The organism is Aeromonas sp. s5 (genome assembly GCF_040907865.1).
GTDB classification, from domain to species: domain Bacteria; phylum Pseudomonadota; class Gammaproteobacteria; order Enterobacterales; family Aeromonadaceae; genus Aeromonas; species Aeromonas dhakensis.
In genome coordinates this window covers 545,293-563,862 of the sequence record NZ_JBFOCO010000005.1, presented here as the reverse complement: position 1 = coordinate 563,862, position 18,570 = coordinate 545,293, and the positions used below count along the sequence as shown (strand labels likewise).

At 61.0% G+C, this 18,570-nt stretch carries 13 protein-coding genes; 8 read left to right on the top strand and 5 right to left on the bottom strand.

The features are described 5' to 3' along the window. Positions 1–314: 314 nt before the first annotated feature. Positions 315–2,978 (bottom strand): beta-N-acetylhexosaminidase, encoded by a 2,664-nt coding sequence (locus AB5Y94_RS03765; protein ID WP_368204918.1) that lies wholly within the window; start codon positions 2,976–2,978, stop codon positions 315–317. A 122-nt stretch (positions 2,979–3,100) separates the two neighbouring features. Next, complete coding sequence (gene nagE, locus AB5Y94_RS03760) at positions 3,101–4,555, bottom strand: N-acetylglucosamine-specific PTS transporter subunit IIBC (RefSeq protein ID WP_011705424.1); 1,455 nt, start codon at positions 4,553–4,555, stop codon at positions 3,101–3,103. A 273-nt stretch (positions 4,556–4,828) separates the two neighbouring features. Between nagE and nagB the strand changes: the two genes are divergently transcribed. Genes nagB through AB5Y94_RS03745 form a run of 3 tightly spaced genes read left to right on the top strand, consistent with a single transcriptional unit; the run spans position 4,829 to position 8,003 of the window. Beyond that, positions 4,829–5,629, top strand: coding sequence for a glucosamine-6-phosphate deaminase (gene nagB / locus AB5Y94_RS03755; protein WP_017766092.1), 801 nt, complete (start codon positions 4,829–4,831; stop codon positions 5,627–5,629). Positions 5,630–5,638: 9 nt separating this feature from the next. Continuing rightward, the gene (nagA, locus tag AB5Y94_RS03750; protein WP_368204916.1) at positions 5,639–6,784 is read left to right on the top strand and encodes an N-acetylglucosamine-6-phosphate deacetylase; all 1,146 of its coding nucleotides are present in this window, start codon (positions 5,639–5,641) and stop codon (positions 6,782–6,784) included. 4 nt (positions 6,785–6,788) lie between these two features. After that, positions 6,789–8,003, top strand: a complete 1,215-nt coding sequence (locus tag AB5Y94_RS03745; protein ID WP_010634486.1) for an ROK family protein — start codon at positions 6,789–6,791, stop codon at positions 8,001–8,003. Positions 8,004–8,319: 316 nt separating this feature from the next. Here AB5Y94_RS03745 and AB5Y94_RS03740 read toward each other — a convergent pair whose 3' ends face one another. The 3 genes from AB5Y94_RS03740 to aspS form a co-directional block, all read right to left on the bottom strand. Continuing rightward, a complete protein-coding gene (locus AB5Y94_RS03740) occupies positions 8,320–9,936 on the bottom strand; it encodes a phosphoethanolamine transferase (protein WP_005299139.1) in 1,617 nt (538 codons plus the stop codon). Between the two features lie 249 nt (positions 9,937–10,185). Beyond that, positions 10,186–10,926, bottom strand: coding sequence for a YebC/PmpR family DNA-binding transcriptional regulator (locus AB5Y94_RS03735; protein WP_005299136.1), 741 nt, complete (start codon positions 10,924–10,926; stop codon positions 10,186–10,188). A 102-nt stretch (positions 10,927–11,028) separates the two neighbouring features. Next, complete coding sequence (gene aspS, locus AB5Y94_RS03730; RefSeq protein ID WP_026141833.1) at positions 11,029–12,795, bottom strand: aspartate--tRNA ligase; 1,767 nt, start codon at positions 12,793–12,795, stop codon at positions 11,029–11,031. A gap of 432 nt (positions 12,796–13,227) precedes the next feature. On the opposite strand from aspS, the gene AB5Y94_RS03725 reads away from it, so the two are divergent. From AB5Y94_RS03725 to AB5Y94_RS03705, 5 genes are all read left to right on the top strand, one after another. After that, entirely contained in the window at positions 13,228–14,076 is an 849-nt protein-coding gene (locus tag AB5Y94_RS03725) for a DUF72 domain-containing protein (protein ID WP_099358500.1), read from the top strand. A 393-nt stretch (positions 14,077–14,469) separates the two neighbouring features. Then, positions 14,470–15,213, top strand: a complete 744-nt coding sequence (gene cmoA / locus AB5Y94_RS03720; RefSeq protein ID WP_368204913.1) for a carboxy-S-adenosyl-L-methionine synthase CmoA — start codon at positions 14,470–14,472, stop codon at positions 15,211–15,213. Further along, positions 15,210–16,187, top strand: coding sequence for a tRNA 5-methoxyuridine(34)/uridine 5-oxyacetic acid(34) synthase CmoB (gene cmoB, locus AB5Y94_RS03715; protein WP_026141832.1), 978 nt, complete (start codon positions 15,210–15,212; stop codon positions 16,185–16,187). The genes cmoA and cmoB overlap by 4 nt, the downstream gene beginning before the upstream one ends. An 82-nt stretch (positions 16,188–16,269) precedes the next feature. Beyond that, the gene (locus tag AB5Y94_RS03710) at positions 16,270–17,028 is read left to right on the top strand and encodes an ATP-dependent zinc protease (protein ID WP_010634492.1); all 759 of its coding nucleotides are present in this window, start codon (positions 16,270–16,272) and stop codon (positions 17,026–17,028) included. A 3-nt stretch (positions 17,029–17,031) separates the two neighbouring features. Then, the gene (locus AB5Y94_RS03705; RefSeq protein ID WP_005299120.1) at positions 17,032–18,570 is read left to right on the top strand and encodes an inactive transglutaminase family protein; all 1,539 of its coding nucleotides are present in this window, start codon (positions 17,032–17,034) and stop codon (positions 18,568–18,570) included.

Below are 18,570 nucleotides of genomic sequence, written 5' to 3'. Positions count from 1 at the left end.
TGTGCCGGCTGGCACCCTCATCCCCCCGCCGTCAAGCCGGATATGATCCCTCATTACGCGCCCTGTCTCAACCTGAATTTGCCCGTTTCGGGGTACTGGCGCCGCAAAACGCCCCGCACTGGTGGCCGGTTTGACTGACTGGCGAAAAAAAGACCCCGCACGAGGCGGGGTTCAAGGTGATGAAAAACAAAAACAGACAATACACACACACAACAAAGGCTCACACGCACAGTCAACCTTTCCCAAGCCCGATGACCATCGTCCTTGGGAAAGGCGGGTCTTGCGACCCACCTTGCGTTATGGAGTGAGGGCTATCAGTTCAGCTCGGTGACGCGGCTGGTGCGCTTGCCGTCGAAGCTGGTGGTACGCAGGTAGACCTTGCCGTTGACGCTCGGCTTGGCGGCAGCGTCGTAGGCGCTCCAGCTCTTGCCATCCAGACTGTACTGGATGGGCAGGCCCGGCAGATCCACGTTCGCTTCAAGCACACCGTTCACCACCTTGGCGCCCGGTACGGAGAGGCGGTATTCCACCCCGGCCTGGTCCAGTTTCGGCAGCACGCGCTGACCCAGCACGTTGGCGAACTGGTTCCACTCCTTATTCAGGGTGGCCTTGTTGACATACTTGGTCTCGCCGGAGAACTCGCGACCTTTCACATAGTTCAGCTCGAAGCCGCCCTTGTGCCAGGCACGCTCAGCCATGGAGAAGATACGCGGGTAAACCATGTACTCGTACTGAGCGTCGGTACGCACGGTTTCACTCCACTGCTGACCGGAGATCCCTTTGAACTTGACCGGATCCTGGTCACCCTTGGCCACGAAGGCGTTGCCGTCGCGGTCAACCGAGGTCTCGGCGTTCTGCGGCAGGTTTTCCGGGGCGAAAGCGAACACCTTGCGGGTGTCGTTGAAGCGGGTTGCCCAGTAGTAGCCACGCTCAGCCGGGTGTACCTCGTTCGGGAAATCGAAGTAGAGGTAATCCGGGTTGGAGAGCACCACTTCATAACCCTTGTGCGCCCACTTCATCGCTTCGTTGAAGCCACCCCAGTAGAGGGTTTCCCAGAAGTTGACACGGGTGTTGTCGGTGGCGAAGTCCTTGGCACTGTTGGCGTATTTCAGACCATCTTCCCACGCCTGCAGAGTGGAGAAGCCGTGGCCCTTGACCATCTCGCCCACTTCCTTGGCGAAGTAAACCGGCAGCTCGGCTACGTCCTTGATCTTGCCATCGTCGATCATCTTCTGGCACATCGGGGACTTGCCGAACGGCTTGTCCTGCTTGCTGGAATCGACGTTGCCTTTCCATGCCACCAGCTCTTCTTTCTTGGTGACAGCCGGATCCTGATAACCACCGCCCTGCATGATGTTCTTCGCCTCGTCACCACCGTAGTGCCATGCGGTCAGCGGCTGGCCGGCGGCCTGGTGCATCTGGGCAACTTCATCCATCACCTTGGCCACGAAGGTGGCAGCGCCCGGCTGGCAAGGGTTGATGAAGGACATCTTGTCGTAGAACTGCACCGAGGTGACGTTGGAGGTATCGGCCGGGTCGGTCAGACGGAACTGGTTGGCTTCGGTCTCTTTACCTTCAGCCATCAGGCGCTTGTAACGCGCTTCCATGGAGACCACGGCAGCACGGGCGTGGGCCGGCATGTTGATCTCCGGGATCACGGTCACACCGCGGGCCTTGGCATAGCGTACCAGGTCGATGTAGTCGGCCTTGCTGTAGAAACCGGAACCCTGGTTGTCGCTGGTCGGGCCGGAGCCCAGCTGCGGCATCAGGCACTTGGTTTCGGACTCGTCGTGGCAACGCTGGCTGCCGACGTCGGTCAGTTCCGGCAGGCCCGGGATCTCCAGACGCCAGCCTTCATCGTTGGTCAGCCCCAGATGCAGCACGTTGAGCTTCATGGCGGACATCTGGTCAACCAGCTTCTTCAGAGTCTCGGGGCTTCTGAAGTGACGGGCCACGTCGGTCTGCATGCCACGGTATTCAAAGCGCGGCGCATCCTCGACGTGCATCTGGCTGACCAGCTTGTCGTTGACCCCCAAGAGGGAAATCAGGGACTGGGCACCCCAGAAGGCGCCTTCGATGTCATGACCCTGAACCACTGTGCCTTTCTGGCCGATGGTCATGTCGTAGCCTTCGGCCTGCTTGAGCTTGCTGCCGAGCTTGATGGTCACTGGGTAGCCGGTGTCGGAGAGGGTGACACCTAGCTTGGTCAGTTGAGCCTTCAGGGCCTCGGCGCGATCGCTCGGCAGATCCAGGGCATTGAGCTTGATGGTGGAGAAGTCGACCTGCGGGCCGGCCTTGACCACCTGCTTCATCGGGGTCGGCAGGATCTGGTTGTCGACCTTGCCAGCCGGCAGCAGGGTGCTGGTCTGGTTGGCCGCGAAACGGGTTTCGCTGTTCATCAGGATGTTCTTGTCATCCTTGGTACGCTTCCAGCCATCGGCCGGCATCGGCTTCTCGTAGGTGCTGGCATCGTCGATGTTGCTCATGCTGGCCAGTACTTTCGGCTCGGCACCTTCGCTGGCGACATACCAGTTCGGCATGATGTCAGATTCGAACAGTACCCAGTACTCCACCACCAGCGGCACTTCGACCGTGGCATCCTTGGCAAAGCCCTGGAACTTCTCGGTTGGCGTCAAACGATAAAGGTCGCCGGTCAGGTGGGTGATGGTGAACTGGTCGTTGTCCACACGCTGGATACGACGGATGGAGGAGACATAGATGCTCCAGTCTTTGGAGGTGACGTCAGCACCGGTATTGGTCAGGTGCAGCTTGGCAACGCCGCAGCTCGCCCACTCGGAGCCCAGCGCCTGGCAGTCGAGGCCGGCACCGGCACCGTCGTTGGTGACGACTTCGTACTTGACGACGAGGTTGCTGGCGAGGGAATCGACCACGGCTTGCTTGGCGGCATCGGCTGCCTGTACCTGGCTGACGAAAACGGTAGACATGGCAATGGCTAACAGAGAATGTTTCAAGTTCATAACTGCTGCTCTCATTTGAAGTAAAGGTTGGATTTTCTTGGCTTTTTTTATATGGGGCCCCGAGGCGGGGCCCTTAGTTATGTCAACAATGGACTTAGACTTGAGGCGATCTTGGCGCCCGATTAACGCAGGGCCTTCATCTCACCGGCGATGATTTCGGCCAATGGGCCCAGAATCACCTGCAGGTTCTGCTCACCGAGCTTGACCACACCGGCCGCGCCCAGGGCTTTGAGCTTGCGCTCGTCAACGATGCTGCGGTCTTTCAGGGTCAGACGCAGACGGGTGATGCAGGCATCGATGGTCACCAGGTTCTCCTGACCGCCCAGCACTTCCAGATACTGGCGTGCCAGTTCGGTACGGTCGGTGGTCTGAGCCTGTGCCGGTACCGCTTCGTCATCTTCACGACCCGGGGTTTTCAGGTTGAACTTGACGATGACAGCGCGGAACACAACGTAGTAGAGACCGAAGAACACCAAGCCTTGTACCAGCAGCATGTACCAGTGGGTCGCCAGCGGGTTGCGGCTGGAGAGCACCATATCCACCAGACCGGCACTGAAGCCGAAGCCGGCAATCCACTGCATGGAGGCAGCGATGAACACGGACAGACCGGTCAGCAGGGCGTGGATGACGTACAGCACCGGCGCCACGAACATGAAGGAGAACTCGAGCGGCTCGGTCACCCCGGTGAAGAAGGCGGCAAAGGCTGCTGCGATCATGATGGACGCAACTTTCTCTTTGTTCTCTTTCTTGGCGGAGTGGTAGATGGCCAGCGCGGCACCCGGCAGACCGAACATCATGATCGGGAAGAAGCCAGCCTGATACATGCCGGTCACACCCACGATGCCCTTGCCGGCGTCGATGGAGGACTGGCCGCCCAGGAAGTTCGGGATGTCGTTGATGCCGGCCACGTCGAACCAGAACACGGAGTTCAGGGCGTGGTGCAGACCGACAGGGATCAGCAGGCGGTTGAAGAAGGCGTAGATACCGGCGCCGGTGGAGCCCAGGCTGACGATGGATTCACCAAAGCTCACCAGACCACCGTAAATGACCGGCCAGACGGCCATCAGGATGAAGGAGACGACGATCATCACCACGGAGGTTACGATCGGCACCAGACGGCGGCCGGAGAAGAAGGCCAGCGCCTTGTGCAGTTCCACGCTGCTGAAGCGGTTGTAGAGCTCGGCGGCGATGACACCACACAGGATACCGACGAACTGGTTGCTGATCTTGGCAAAGGCAGCCGGGACCTGATCGGCCGGGATACCCTTGATCTGGGCAACGGCGCCCGGGCTCAGCAGCGTGGTCACTACCAGGAAACCGACCAGACCGGCCAGCGCGGCAGAACCGTCTTTGTCTTTGGACATACCATAGGCAACACCGACAGCGAACAGCACGGGCATGCTGTCGATGATGGCTGCGCCGGCCTTGATCAGGAACGCGGCGACAGGACTGCCACCACCCCAACCATTCGGGTCAATCCAGTAGCCAATCCCCATCAGGATCGCGGCGGCAGGCAATACCGCTACCGGCACCATCAGGGCACGGCCGATCTTTTGCAAATAACCGAGAATGTTCACGGTTCCTCTCCTTAGTTAATGTTTTTCTAGAAATTAAGTGCTTATCACGTTTGACGCATAAGCCATCAAGGCTTGATTGGCAGTCTAGGGCTTTTATTTCGCTGCGCAAATTAATAAACCTGTAATCGTGATCATTATCACCCAAACGAGATAAAGGTGGCGGATAGATGTGGCTTAGTTCGCAATCTTTATTTACGCTATAAAACAACTTGAATCCGTCCCAGTCTATTTGCCGCCGACATCCCGGCAGCAACCCGTACAGAGGTATCTACAATGCGCCTGATCCCGTTGAAATCTGCCAGCCAAGTGGGGCTGTGGTCCGCCCGTTACATCGTTGACCGTATCAATGCGTTCAAACCCACTGCCGATCGCCCCTTCGTACTGGGCCTGCCCACTGGCGGCACTCCGCTCAACACCTACAAGCGCCTGATTGAACTGCATAAAGCCGGTGAGGTGAGCTTCCAGAACGTGGTCACCTTCAACATGGACGAGTACGTCGGCCTGCCGGAAGACCACCCCGAGAGCTACCACAGCTTCATGCACAACAACTTCTTCAGCCACATCGACATTCGCCCCGAGAACATCAACATCCTCAACGGCAATGCGCCGGATCTGGTGGCCGAGTGCAAGCGCTACGAAGACAAGATCAAGTCCTACGGCAAGATCCACCTGTTCATGGGTGGCGTCGGCAACGACGGCCACATCGCATTCAACGAGCCGGCCTCTTCCCTGGCCTCCCGCACACGGGTCAAGACCCTGACCGAAGACACCCGCATCGCCAACTCCCGCTTCTTCGGTGGCGACATGGAGCAGGTGCCCAAGCTGGCGCTGACCGTGGGCGTCGGCACCCTGATGGATGCCGAGGAGATCATGATCCTCGTGACCGGTCACGGCAAGGCGCAGGCCCTGCAGGCCGCGGTGGAAGGCAGCGTCAACCACATGTGGACCATCTCCACCCTGCAGCTGCATCCGAAGGGAATGATGGTGTGTGACGAGCCCTCCACCATGGAGCTCAAGGTCAAGACGGTGCGCTACTTCCAACAGCTCGAAGCCGCCAACATCGGCCGTCTGTAAGGAGTCACCATGTACGCATTGACCAACTGCACCCTCTACACCGGCAGCTGCGTGCTGACCGGTTACGGGGTGGTGATCGAGGGCGACCAGATTGTCGCCATCTCCCACCAGGCCGAACTGCCGGCCGGCATCGAACAGATTGACCTCAAGGGTGCCAACCTCTGCCCCGGCTTCATCGACGTGCAGCTCAACGGCTGCGGCGGCGTCATGTTCAACGGCCACATCACCACCGAGACCCTGGCGACCATGCAGGCCGCCAATCTGAAATCCGGTACCACCAGCTTCCTCCCGACCCTGATCACCAGCCCGGATGCGGACATGAAGCAGGCCGTCGCCGTCACTCGCGACTACATGGCGGCGCACCCCAACGAAGTCCTTGGCGTGCACCTGGAAGGCCCCTACACCAACCTCAAGCGCAAGGGGATCCACCCGGCCGAGCAGATCCGCCAGCCCGCCGACGAGATGATCGACTTTTTCTGCTCCAACGCGGATGCCATCGCCAAGATCACCCTGGCGCCGGAGCGCAACAAGCCGGAACACATCCGCCGCCTGGTGGAGGCCGGCATTCTGGTCTCCGCCGGCCATACCGCCGCCAATTACGATCAGGCCATGGCCGGGTTCGACAGCGGCATTCGCTTCGCTACCCACCTCTACAATGCCATGACCCCGACCCTGAACGGCCGCGAGCCGGGCGTGGTGGGTGCCATCTATGATCGCAAGGATGTCTACGCCGGCGTTATCGTCGACGGCCATCACGTGCACTGGGCCAACGTGCGCCTCGCCCACAAGATGCTGGGGGAACGACTGGTGCTGGTCACCGATGCGACCGCGCCGGCGGGGGCACCGGAAGGCTTTGAGAAGTTTGATTTTTGTGGCGCAACCGTCTATTTCCGCGATGGTCAGTGCGTCGACGAGAATGGTACACTCGGCGGCTCTGCCCTCACCATGATTGAGGGGGTGGAGAATCTGGTCAAACAGGTCGGATTACCGCTCGATGAAGCACTGAGAATGGCCACCCTTTACCCTGCACGCGCCATTGGATGGGACTCACGTCTCGGTAGTATCCAGGTCGGAAAAATAGCCAACCTGACTGTCTTTGATCAGGCCTTCACGGTCTGCGGGACCGTGGTTAACGGACACTACACAACACAGTGACACTATGACTGGCGGACAAATAGCAAACGTAGATCTTATCAAGCAGGTCAACAGTGCAGCCGTGTATCGGCTCATCGACCTGCAGGGGCCCATCTCGCGGGTCAAAATTGCCGAGTTGAGTCAGCTGGCCCCGGCCAGCGTGACCAAGATCACCCGGCAACTGATCGAGCATGGCCTGATCAAGGAGACCTCGCCGCAAGCCTCCACCGGTGGACGGCGCGCCATCTCCCTGACCACCATCAAGCATCGCTTCCAGTTTGTGTCCGCCAAGCTGGGTCGCGGCTACCTGCAGCTGAGTCTCTATGATCTCGACGGCAAGGAGCTCGACCAGCATGTCACCCAGGTGACCGAGATCGAGCAACAACCGGTGGTAGACATGCTGCTGCGGGAGATCGGTGCCTTCATCGACTCCCAGCAGGATCGCAGCCGCAACCTCATCAGCATCGCGCTGACCATGCCGGGCCTTGTCAATCCGGAATCGGGCATGGTCATCTACACCCCCAAGTACCAGATCCGCAATCTGGCGCTGGCCAAGCTGTTGGAAAACCACTTCAACCTGCCCTGCTACGTGGGTAACGACACCCGCTCGCTGGCACTGGCCGAACACTTCTTCGGCGAGTCCCGCGACTGCATGGACTCCATTCTGGTGAGTGTCCATCAGGGGGCAGGCTCGGGCATCATCACCAAGGGCAAGGTGTTCCTCGGTCAGAACCGCAACGTCGGCGAGATCGGCCACATCCAGGTCGAGCCGCTCGGCAAGCGCTGCCACTGCGGCAACTTCGGCTGTCTGGAGACCATCGCCTCCAACGAGGCCATCGTCGACAAGGTGAAGGAGCTCATCAGCCGCGGCCACCTGAGCTCGCTGCAGGAGAAGCACATCACCATCCAGGAGGTGTGCAAGGCGGCCATGGCCGGTGACGAGCTGGCCCGCAGCGTGATCGAGAACGTGGGTGAGCATCTGGGACGGGCGGTGGCCATCACGGTCAACCTGTTCAACCCGCAGAAAGTGCTGATCGCCGGCGAAATCACCGCCGCCGAGGAGATCCTGTTCCCGGCCATCCGCCGCTGCGTGGAGCACCAGTCGCTGCCAAGCTTCCATCGCGGCCTGCCCATCGTGAAGGCACGCTTCCAGAATCAACCCACCGTCGGTGGTTTCGCGCTGGTGAAGCGGGCCCTGCTGGAGGGAGACCTGCTGCAGATCATCATGGAGCAGAAGTAAGGCCCCGGCCTTGCGAGAAAAAACGGCAGCCAGTGGCTGCCGTTTTTTTATTGATCTATCTCGCCGGTTCACCCCGCTCGGCACGGCTTGAACAGATCCAGCGCGCCGTTATAGACCTGAGTCTGCACATCCATGATGTCGAGCATGGCGCGGGGCAACAGGTTGTCGTGCCGCTCAACCTTTCTGGCCCATTCACCCCGCCCGACACGGCTTGAACAGATCCTGCGCGCCGTTGTAGACCTGAGTCTGCACATCCATGATCCCCAGCATGGCGCGGGGCAACAGGTTGTCGTGCCGCTCAACCTTTCTGGCCCATTCACCCCGCCCGGCACGGCTTGAACAGATCCAGCGCGCCGTTGTAGACCTGGGTCTGCACATCCATGATCCCCAACATGGAGTGGAACAGGTTGTCGTGGGAGAAGCGCTTGCCGGCCGCCTCCTGCTGCAGACAATCCAGATCCAGCTTGCGGTCGGCCTGCAACTGGGGGGAGAACCAGGTCATCAGCGGCACCCTGGTCTGATCGTCCGGGGCGAACTTGTAGGGGGTGCCGTGCAGGTAGAGCCCCATGGCCCCGAGGGATTCGCCATGATCCGACAGATAGACCAGCCCCACGTTGTAATCCTTCTCCAGCGTCTTGAGCTTGTCGATGAGACGGGCCACCACCTTGTCGGTGTAGCGGATGGTGTTGTCATAGGTGTTGACCAGCTCTTCATTGGTGCAGTTTTCGATGTCGCTGCGCGGGCAGTCTGGCACGAAGGTCCGTTCACTGGCGGGATAGCGGCGATAGTAGGTCGGGCCGTGGCTGCCCATCAGGTGGAAGGCCACCAGCTTGTTGCCCTTCATCTGTGCGATCTGCCGATCCAGCCCCTCCAGCATCACCTCGTCGTAGCAGGATCCCTTCTGGCAGTACTGGGGAAAATCCTTGGCCTCGATCTCGATGGTGGGCACGTTCTTGCACACCCCCTTGCAGCCGCCATCGTTCTCCTTCCACAGCACGGAGACGCCGGCGTGCTGCAGCACATCCAGCATGCCGTCACGGGACTGGGCCAGGGTGTCGTCATAGCCGCGTCGCGTCAGGTTGGAGAACATGCAGGGCACCGAGACCGCGGTGGCGGTGCCGCAGGAGCGCACGTTGCGAAACGAGACCATGCCCGACTCCCTCGCGGTGAAGCTGTTGGTAGCCTTGCCGTAACCGTTGAGGGAGTAGTTCTGGCTGCGCGCCGTCTCCCCCACCACCAGGAACATCAGGGTCGGCTTGCTGCCCTGCCCCACCACCCTGGCGTCCGTGCCCAGCTGCTGATACGGGATCGGGGTGGCGAACAGGATGTCGGTGGCGTAGCGATAGAGGCCGTGTACGTAGTTGGCGGGCACTATCTCCTTGCCGAGGGACTTGTTGTTGCGCCCGACCGAGGCGTAATCCTGGTAATAGAGGGCGGCTACCCCCACCAGAAACAGCAAGGAGAGGGCGATGGAGCCGAGCCGCAGGCCCAGCCCCTTGTACCAGGGACGGGGATAGTCAATCTTCACCCACAGCAGGGCCAAGGCCGGCAGCAGGCCGGTCAGCGCGAACCAGAGCAACACGGAACCATTGAGGTAGGAGGCCGCCTCCCCGCTGTTGGTCTCGACGATGTTCTGCACCATGCTCACGTCGAAGATGACGCCGTATTTCAGCATGGCGTAGCTGACCACGGATCCCATCAGGATCAGCAGCACAAAGAAGGGCTTGAGCAGATAGCGAAAGGTAAAAGGCAGGAACACCGCGTTGAGCGCGGCCAGCAGCACGAAGGGGATCGAGACGACGAAGCCCGCCTTGACGTGTTCCAGTTTGGTAAGAATGGTGTAGAAGTGGAGGAAAATGGGCCAGTTGAAGAGCAGTGCAAACAGCAGCACCAACAACAGATTCACCTTCATCACACCCAAGGTGATACGCATAACGATACTCCGACAAACCAGACAAGACAGGGGGCTTGGCAACAGCCCCTCTTTGGATCTTCCGCGCCGGCGCCCTCTTCCCGAGGTGCAGACCGGCCGTGGGCGCGAGGGCCCCGGGACGCAGGCAGGGTAGAAAACCAAACTTAAGGGAGAATTAAGGCGGGGCCTGTTCTGGCCGAAGGGTGGGTCTATGCGGATGAAAAAAAACGGCAGCCGAGGCTGCCGTTTCGAGGATTATTGCCGACCTGATTACAGGGTAGCGGCAACTTCGTCGGAGATGGAACCGTTGTGGTACACCTCCTGCACGTCGTCCAGATCTTCCAGCATGTCGATGAGGCGCATCAGCTTGGGCGCGGTCTCGGCATCCAGCTCCGCTTCGGTGGAGGGGATCATGGTCACTTCGGCGCTCTCGGGCTTGAAGCCGGCGGCTTCCAGACCGTCCAGCACGGTGCCGAAGTCGTTCGGGGTGGTGTACACCTCGATGGTGCCATCTTCTTCGGTCACCACGTCGTCGGCACCGGCTTCCAGGGCGGCGTCCATCAGGGCATCTTCATCGGCGCCCACGAAGGTCAGTACACCCTTCTTGGTGAACAGGTAGGCCACGGAGCCGTCGGTACCCAGGTTGCCGCCGCACTTGCTGAAGGCGTGACGCACTTCGGCCACGGTGCGGTTGCGGTTGTCGGTCAGGCACTCCACCATGACGGCAGAGCCGGCCGGGCCGTAACCTTCATAGACGATGGTTTCGAGCTGCTCGCCGTCACCACCGCCGGCCCCACGGGCGATGGCACGGTTGATGGTGTCACGGGTCATGTTGCTGGTCAGGGCCGCCGCCACCGCCGCACGCAGGCGCGGGTTGTTGGCCGGGTCGGCATCACCGAGACGCGCGGAGGTGGTGATTTCGCGGATCAGCTTGGTGAAGATCTTGCCGCGCTTGGCGTCTTGCGCCGCCTTGCGGTGTTTGATGTTGGCCCATTTACTGTGACCTGCCATAGGGACTCTCCGTTATAGTTTGAAATTTCAGTAACACAGGTTGCGACTACCCGGGGAAACGGGAAAGGCTGCATTGCTGCGGCCCTGGTTGCCGATAAAGGCTTATTCGTCACCCTTGACGGTGGTCGCAATCGCCAGCTCGCCCAGCTGGGTCGGGTTGGCAAAACTGGGGGCGTCGGTCATCAGACAGGCGGCCGCCGTGGTTTTCGGGAAGGCAATCACGTCCCGAATGTTCTCGGTACCGGTCAGCAGCATGCTGAGACGGTCCAGGCCGAAGGCCAGGCCGGCGTGCGGCGGGGTACCGTATTTGAGGGCATCCAGCAGGAAGCCGAACTTCAGGCGCTGCTCGGCCGGGGTGATCCCCAGAATGTCGAACACGGTGGACTGCATCTCGCTGTTGTGGATACGGACAGAACCGCCACCCACTTCGTAGCCGTTGATCACCATGTCGTAGGCGTTGGCGTAAGCGCCTACCGGGTTGGCCTTTAGCTGCTCCGGGCTCAGGCCGCTCGGCGCGGTGAACGGGTGGTGCATGGCAGCCAGACCGCCTTCGCCATCTTCCTCGAACATCGGGAAGTCGATGACCCACAGCGGCTTCCAGACGTTCTCCAGCAGGCCCAGATCGCGGCCCACTTTCAGACGCAGGGCGCCCATGGCATCGCACACCACCTTCTTGGAGTCGGCACCGAAGAAGATGATGTCGCCATCCATCGCGCCGGTGCGGGCCAGGATCTCGCGCACGATGGCGTCGGAGAGGAACTTGGCCACCGGGGACTGCACGCCCTCGATGCCGTTGGCCGCTTCGTTGACCTTCATCCAGGCCAGGCCCTTGGCACCGTAGATGCCGACAAACTTGGTGTACTCGTCGATCTGCTTGCGAGAGAGCTCGGCGCCGCCCGGTACTTTCAGGGCAGCCACGCGGCCTTTCGGATCGTTGGCGGGGCCGGCGAACACGGCGAATTCGACCGCGGTCAGCAGATCTGCCACATCCACCAGCTCCATCGGCAGACGCAGGTCCGGCTTGTCGGAGCCGTAGCGACGCATGGCTTCGTCGAAGGTCATGATCGGGAAGTCGCCCAGATCCACGTTCAGGATGTGCAGCCACAGTTTGCGGATCATCTCTTCCATGATTTCACGCACCTGCGGTGCGGTCATGAAGGAGGTCTCCACGTCGATCTGGGTGAATTCCGGCTGGCGGTCGGCACGCAGGTCTTCGTCACGGAAGCACTTGACGATCTGGTAGTAGCGGTCGAAGCCAGACATCATCAGCAGCTGCTTGAACAGCTGGGGGGACTGCGGCAGGGCGTAGAACTTGCCCTTGTGCACGCGGCTCGGCACCAGGTAGTCACGGGCCCCTTCCGGGGTGGCCTTGGTCAGCATCGGGGTCTCGATGTCGAGGAAGCCGTGCTCGTCCATGAAGCGGCGCACGAAGGCACTGGCCTTGGCGCGGGTCTTCAGGTATTTGGCCATCTCGGGGCGACGCAGGTCCAGGTAGCGATACTTGAGGCTTACCTCTTCGCTGTTGACCTGGTTGAAGTCCAGCGGCAGCGGCTCGGCACGGTTGATGATGGTGAGCTCGTGGGCGAACACCTCGATGGCACCGGTGGCCATGTCGCTGTTGCGCTGGGAGTCGGGACGGGTGCGCACCACACCGGAGACCTGAATGCAGAACTCGCCGCGCAGTTCGGAGGCCAGGGCGAAGGCGTCCGGCTTGTCCGGATCGAAGAACACCTGGACGATGCCCTCGCGGTCACGCATGTCGATAAAGATGAGGCCGCCCAGATCGCGACGACGATGGACCCAACCGCACAATGTAATGGTCTGCCCTGCATGGGCCTCATTGACCTGTCCGCAATAGATAGAGCGCATGGACTTCTTCCTTCGAAATTGTAGAGAGACGGTTAACCTGGGTCGCCGGGCACGACTGGCAAGCACCGTCTGTCTTACAGCTGGCCAGATCCTGCTTCTTGCCCGGTTTGAAATCTGTCTCGTACCGTCCGACCGCCGGGATCGGACACCTGCCGCCGATATCGGCTCGACCAGAGGCGGCTGGCAAGCGGCCGGGTTGTCGGGCGGAGGGCATCGGCAAGCGATTGTTGTTTGGCCGCATCATGGCCGCTGCCGTCGTCACAATATGCGTACAGCGGCGTGAGTCACAACAAATTGGCAAACAAAAGGGCTGGCATTATAGAGGAAAACCCCCATTTGGGTAAAATGGCCAGCAGCCTCCTTTGCCCTGTTTTTTACATCCCGGGGCAAAAAAAGGGGAAAATCGAGACAAACCCGCAGACAGGATCCCTCATGAGCCTCTTTTTGGGCCTGCCACAATGGTCGCACCCGGCCTGGCCCGGTCACTTGCTGGGGGTGGGTGCCAAGCCCGCCGAGCACCTCGCCCACTATGCCCGGGTCTTCAACACGGTGGAAGGCAATACCACCTTCTACGCCTCGCCGACCCCCGACACGGTCCGGCGCTGGGCCGATGCGGTGCCAGCGGGCTTTCGTTTCAGCTTCAAGTTTCCGCAAACCATCAGTCACCAGAGCGATCTGGTGAGCGCCGACAAGCAAGTGAGCGACTTTATCCGCCTGCTGACCCCCCTGCATGACAAACTGGGGCTGCTCAAGCTGCAGCTGCCCGCCCGCTTCGGACCCGACGGTCTTCCTCGCCTGGCGGCCTTCTTCGAACGGCTGCCGACACAATTTAACTATGCCCTCGAGGTGCGCCACCCCGATTTCTTCGCCAAGGGCGAGGCGGAGCGGCAGTTGAACCGGCTGCTGATGGAGAGAGGTATCAACCGCATCATGCTCGACAGCCGGCCACTCTTCTCGGTGCCCGCCACCACGGCGGCCATGATCGATGCCCAGGGCAAGAAGCCGAGGCTGCCGGTGCACCTGCTAGCCACCGCCGATGCCCCCGTGGTGCGGCTCATCGGCCTGCCACATCCCGAGGACAACCACCCCTTCCTGCCAGGTTGGCTCCCTCACTGGCGTCAGTGGTTGGCGGAGGGAAAAGATCTCTACCTCTTTATACATACTGCCGACAACGCCCAGGCCCCCGAACTGGCCCGTCAGGTGGCCCGCCTGCTGGGGCAGGAGATGGCCCCCTGGCCGGGGGAAAACGATCGCGCGCGCCAGGGCGTGCTGCCCTTTTGAGCGGCGCTTTCGCCGCCCCCGCTTCGGCGCGAAAAAAAGCCGTTTTTTTCTGATCTGACGGGGCTTGGCGTCAAGACAAACGGCCGCCTTTCCTCTACACTAGCGCCCCATGCAAGGACCCGGACTGCCCGCCCATCGCACTTGATTGCAGGCGAGCATCCGGCTCCGGTAACAGGGCCCCGACGCCCCTTGACGACAACCGCTTGTCGCCCAGGGCGCAGCCCATCAAAAGGACCAGGATGATGGTCCATTGCGAACGGAAGCGGCCCGATGGATCTCAAGGCCCGCCACCCCATTCGTGAACCGGTGACGACACGACCCGGACGGGTGTCACCCAACGATTCAATTGAACAAAACAGTCGGTTCGCGCACCGGCTGTCAGGTTGCGCCAGCATGCACGATCAGATTTTTGCCGCCCCCATCGCCCGATTGGGGGATTTTTGCTTTGACGAACAGGTCGTCGATGTCTTTCCCGACATGATCCAGCGCTCGGTGCCGGGTTACAGCAACATCATCTCCGCCATCGGCATGATGGCCGCCCGCTACGCCCAGCCCGAGAGCCGACTCTACGATCTCGGCTGCTCCCTGGGTGCCGCCACCCAGGCGATGCGTCGCCATGTTGCCCAGCCCGGCTGCCGCATCACGGCGGTGGATCTCTCCCACCCCATGATAGAGCGAGCCCGCGCCCACCTTTCAGGCTTCAAGTCCGAGGTGCCGGTGGAGCTCATCGAGGCGGACATCTGCGACATCGCCATCGAGAACGCCTCCGTGGTGGTGCTCAACTTCACCCTGCAGTTCGTCGCGCCCGAGAAACGGGCCGCCCTCATCCAGCGCATCTTTGACGGCCTGCGCCCGGGCGGGATCCTGATCCTGAGCGAGAAGTTCCGCTTCGAGGACGAGCAGGTCAACGAGCTGCTCATCGACTTGCACCTCGACTTCAAGCGTGCCAACGGTTACAGCGAGCTGGAGATCAGCCAGAAACGCACCGCCCTTGAGAACGTGATGCGCACCGACAGCCTGCCGGTACATCAGGCCCGTCTGCGAGAGGCCGGCTTCACCCATCAGGATCTCTGGTTCCAGTGCTTCAACTTCGGCTCCATGATCGCCATCAAATCGAGCGAGCCTGCCCAGCCATGATCGACTTTGCCAACTTCTATCAGCTGATCGCCAAGAACCGGCTGAGCCACTGGCTGCACACCCTGCCCGCCCAGCTGCACGCCTGGCAACACGACAACCAGCACGGCGATCTGCCGCGCTGGAACCGTGCCCTCAACAAGCTGCCGCAGGTGGCTCCCGGCCACATCGAGCTGACCAGCCGGGTCGAAATCGGCTCGGCCGAGAGCCTCGGCGAAGGGGAGCGCAAGAAGGTGGAGAGCCTGCTGCGCCACTTCATGCCCTGGCGCAAGGGCCCGTTCACGGTGCACGGCATCCACATCGACACCGAGTGGCGCTCCGACTGGAAGTGGGATCGGGTGCTGCCCCACATCAGCCCGCTTGCCGGCCGTTACGTGCTGGACGTGGGCTGCGGCAGCGGCTATCACCTCTGGCGCATGGTGGGTGAAGGGGCCAAGCTGGCGGTCGGCATCGATCCGAGTCCGTTGTTCCTGTGCCAGTTCGAGGCCATTCGTCACTTCGCCGGCAACGACCAGCGCGCCCACCTGCTGCCGCTCGGCATTCAGGAGCTGCCGGAGCTGCGGGCGTTCGACACCGTCTTCTCCATGGGGGTGCTCTATCACCGCAAATCCCCCATCGAGCACATCGAGCAGCTGCGCAACCAGCTCAAGGACGACGGTGAGCTGGTGCTGGAGACCCTGGTGATCGACGGCGACGTCAACGACGTGCTGATGCCCACCGATCGCTACGGCAAGATGCGCAACGTCTGGTTCATTCCTTCCAGCGCAGCGCTCAAGCTGTGGGTCGAGCGCTGCGGGTTCACCGATGTACGGATAGTCGACGAGAATATGACCAGCACGGACGAACAGCGTCGTACCGACTGGATGATTAATGAATCCCTGAGTGATTATCTGGATCCAGCCAATCCGGCACTCACGGTAGAAGGACACCCGGCACCCAAACGTGCCGTACTGATTGCCAGAAAGGCCAAAGACTAGCCGATGGCCGCGGTGGAAGTTACACTGACCCAATTCCAGGAAGCACAGTTAAATGAATGACATGAAAAGCAAATTAAAAGGAATGACCCTGCTCTCCCTGCTCAGTCTCGGCGGGTGTGTCACGATGGAAAAAGCGCCCCCGGTACCTACCCTGACGCTGGCCGAGCTTCGCAACGAGATCAATCTGAGCGAGCAGCGCCTGCAAACATCCATGGAACAGCAACAGAAGCAGTATGTGCAGCAACAGCACCTGCTGGTTCAGCTCAACACTGATGTCAACAACATGAAAGAGTCCGTGAACAAAGTCGGCAGCAAGCTGGAACACCTGCCGCCCGAGCCGCCCAAACCCATGGCGATCCCGACCGAGAAGTGCCAGGCCCCGAGCCAGGGTCACACCGTCGACGGCAAGCTGCTGGTCGGCGAGGCGGAGTGGATCTGGGTTGACGCCGCCAACGACGCCTTCCAGGCGCGGGTCGATACCGGTGCCACCACCTCCTCCATCAGCGCCCAGGACATCACCATCTTCGAGCGCAACGGCAAGAACTGGGTACGCTTCTTCCTGAGCCATCAGGAGATGGACGACAAGATCCAGATTGAAGCGCCGCTGGTGCGCCACGTGCGGGTGCGTCAGGCCTCCGCCGACGATCTCGACCGCCGCCCTGTGGTACGCCTCGCCGTACGTATCGGCGACATGACCGAGAAGGCCGAATTTACCCTGAAAGATCGCAGCGACATGGCCTTCCCCGTGCTGCTGGGTCGTGAATTCCTGAAAGACATCGCCGTGGTTGATGTGGCCCGCGAATATATCCAACCAAAACCCAAGCTCAAGGATGTGAAATAATCCATGGTTTCCCGTAAGCCGTTCTATTTGCTGGTTGCCCTGCTGTACATTGTCGGCCTGGGGATGACGTTCTATCACCACATCGCGCTGGACGTACCGCTCACGCCGGGTGAAAAACGCCAGATCTGGTCCATCGAAGCCAAGCTGGAGTTCGAGGCCACCGGCGAGCCGGTGATTGCCTCCCTGGCCATTCCGGGCACCCAGCCCGGTTTCACCCTGATGAACGAGAACGCCGCGAGCCCGGGTTACGGCCTCTCCTTCGTCGAGAAGGATGGCGATGCCCGTGCCGAGTGGTCGATCCGCACCGCCTCCGGCCGTCAAGAGCTCTACTACCGCGTTGACATGATGGCCGATGCCCACGCCAAGCCGGCTGCCAACCCGCAGCCGCCGGCCATCGAGAAGCAGATCGAGAGCGAGCCCTACGCCACCGCCATGCAGCAGATCCTGGAGCGTGCCCAGGAGCGTTCCGCCGACGGCTACACCCTGACTCGCGAGATCATCAAGGAGATCGAGAAGCAGGAGCAGAACGCCGAGCTGCTGAAAAAGCACAAGAGTCGTGCCAACCTGATCGCCGAGCTGCTCAACAACGCCGACGTACCGGCCCGTGTCGTCCATGCCCTGAGCCTGGAAGACGGTCGCCGTCGTCAGGAGCTGGTGGATTACCTGCAGGTGTTCAACAGCCCGACCGACTACAAGCTGTTCAACCCGCAAACCGGTGAACAGGGTCGCCCGGCCAACCTGCTGCTGTGGGAGTACAACTCCGGTGCCCTGCTGGACGTGACCGGTGGCCACAACTCCAAGGTGAGCTTCTCGATGATCGCGCAGGAGCAACCGGTGAGCGTGGCGCTGGCCCAGAAGTTTGAAAAATCGGAGATGATGAACTTCTCCATCCACAGCCTGCCGCTGGAAGAGCAGACCCTGTTCAAGGGCCTGCTGCTGATCCCCATCGGCGTGCTGATGGTGGTGTTCCTGCGGGTCATCGTCGGCATCAAGACCTCGGGTACCTTCATGCCGGTGCTGATCGCGGTCGCCTTCATCCAGACCCAGCTGATCACCGGTCTGGTGGGCTTCCTGCTCATCGTCGGCACGGGTCTGGTGATCCGTTCCTACCTGTCGCGGCTCAACCTGCTGCTGGTGGCGCGGATATCGGCCATCATCATCATGGTGATCTCGATGATCGGCATCTTCTCGGCGTTTGCCTTCAAGCTGGGGCTGACCGACGGCATGAAGATCACCTTCTTCCCGATGATCATCCTCTCCTGGACCATCGAGCGGATGTCCATCCTGTGGGAAGAAGAGGGCCCGAAAGAGGTGTTCCGCCAGGGCGGCGGCTCCCTGCTGGTGGCCATCATCGCCTACCTGGCCATGGACAACGAACTGATCCGCCACCTCACCTTCAACTTCCTCGGTCTGCAGCTGGTGCTGATGGCGACCGTGCTGTTGATGGGTAACTACACCGGCTACAAGCTGAGCGAGCTCAAGCGCTTCAAGCCGCTGGTGGACGAGATGCGCTCCGGTGCCACCCCGGGTAAGGACAAGTAA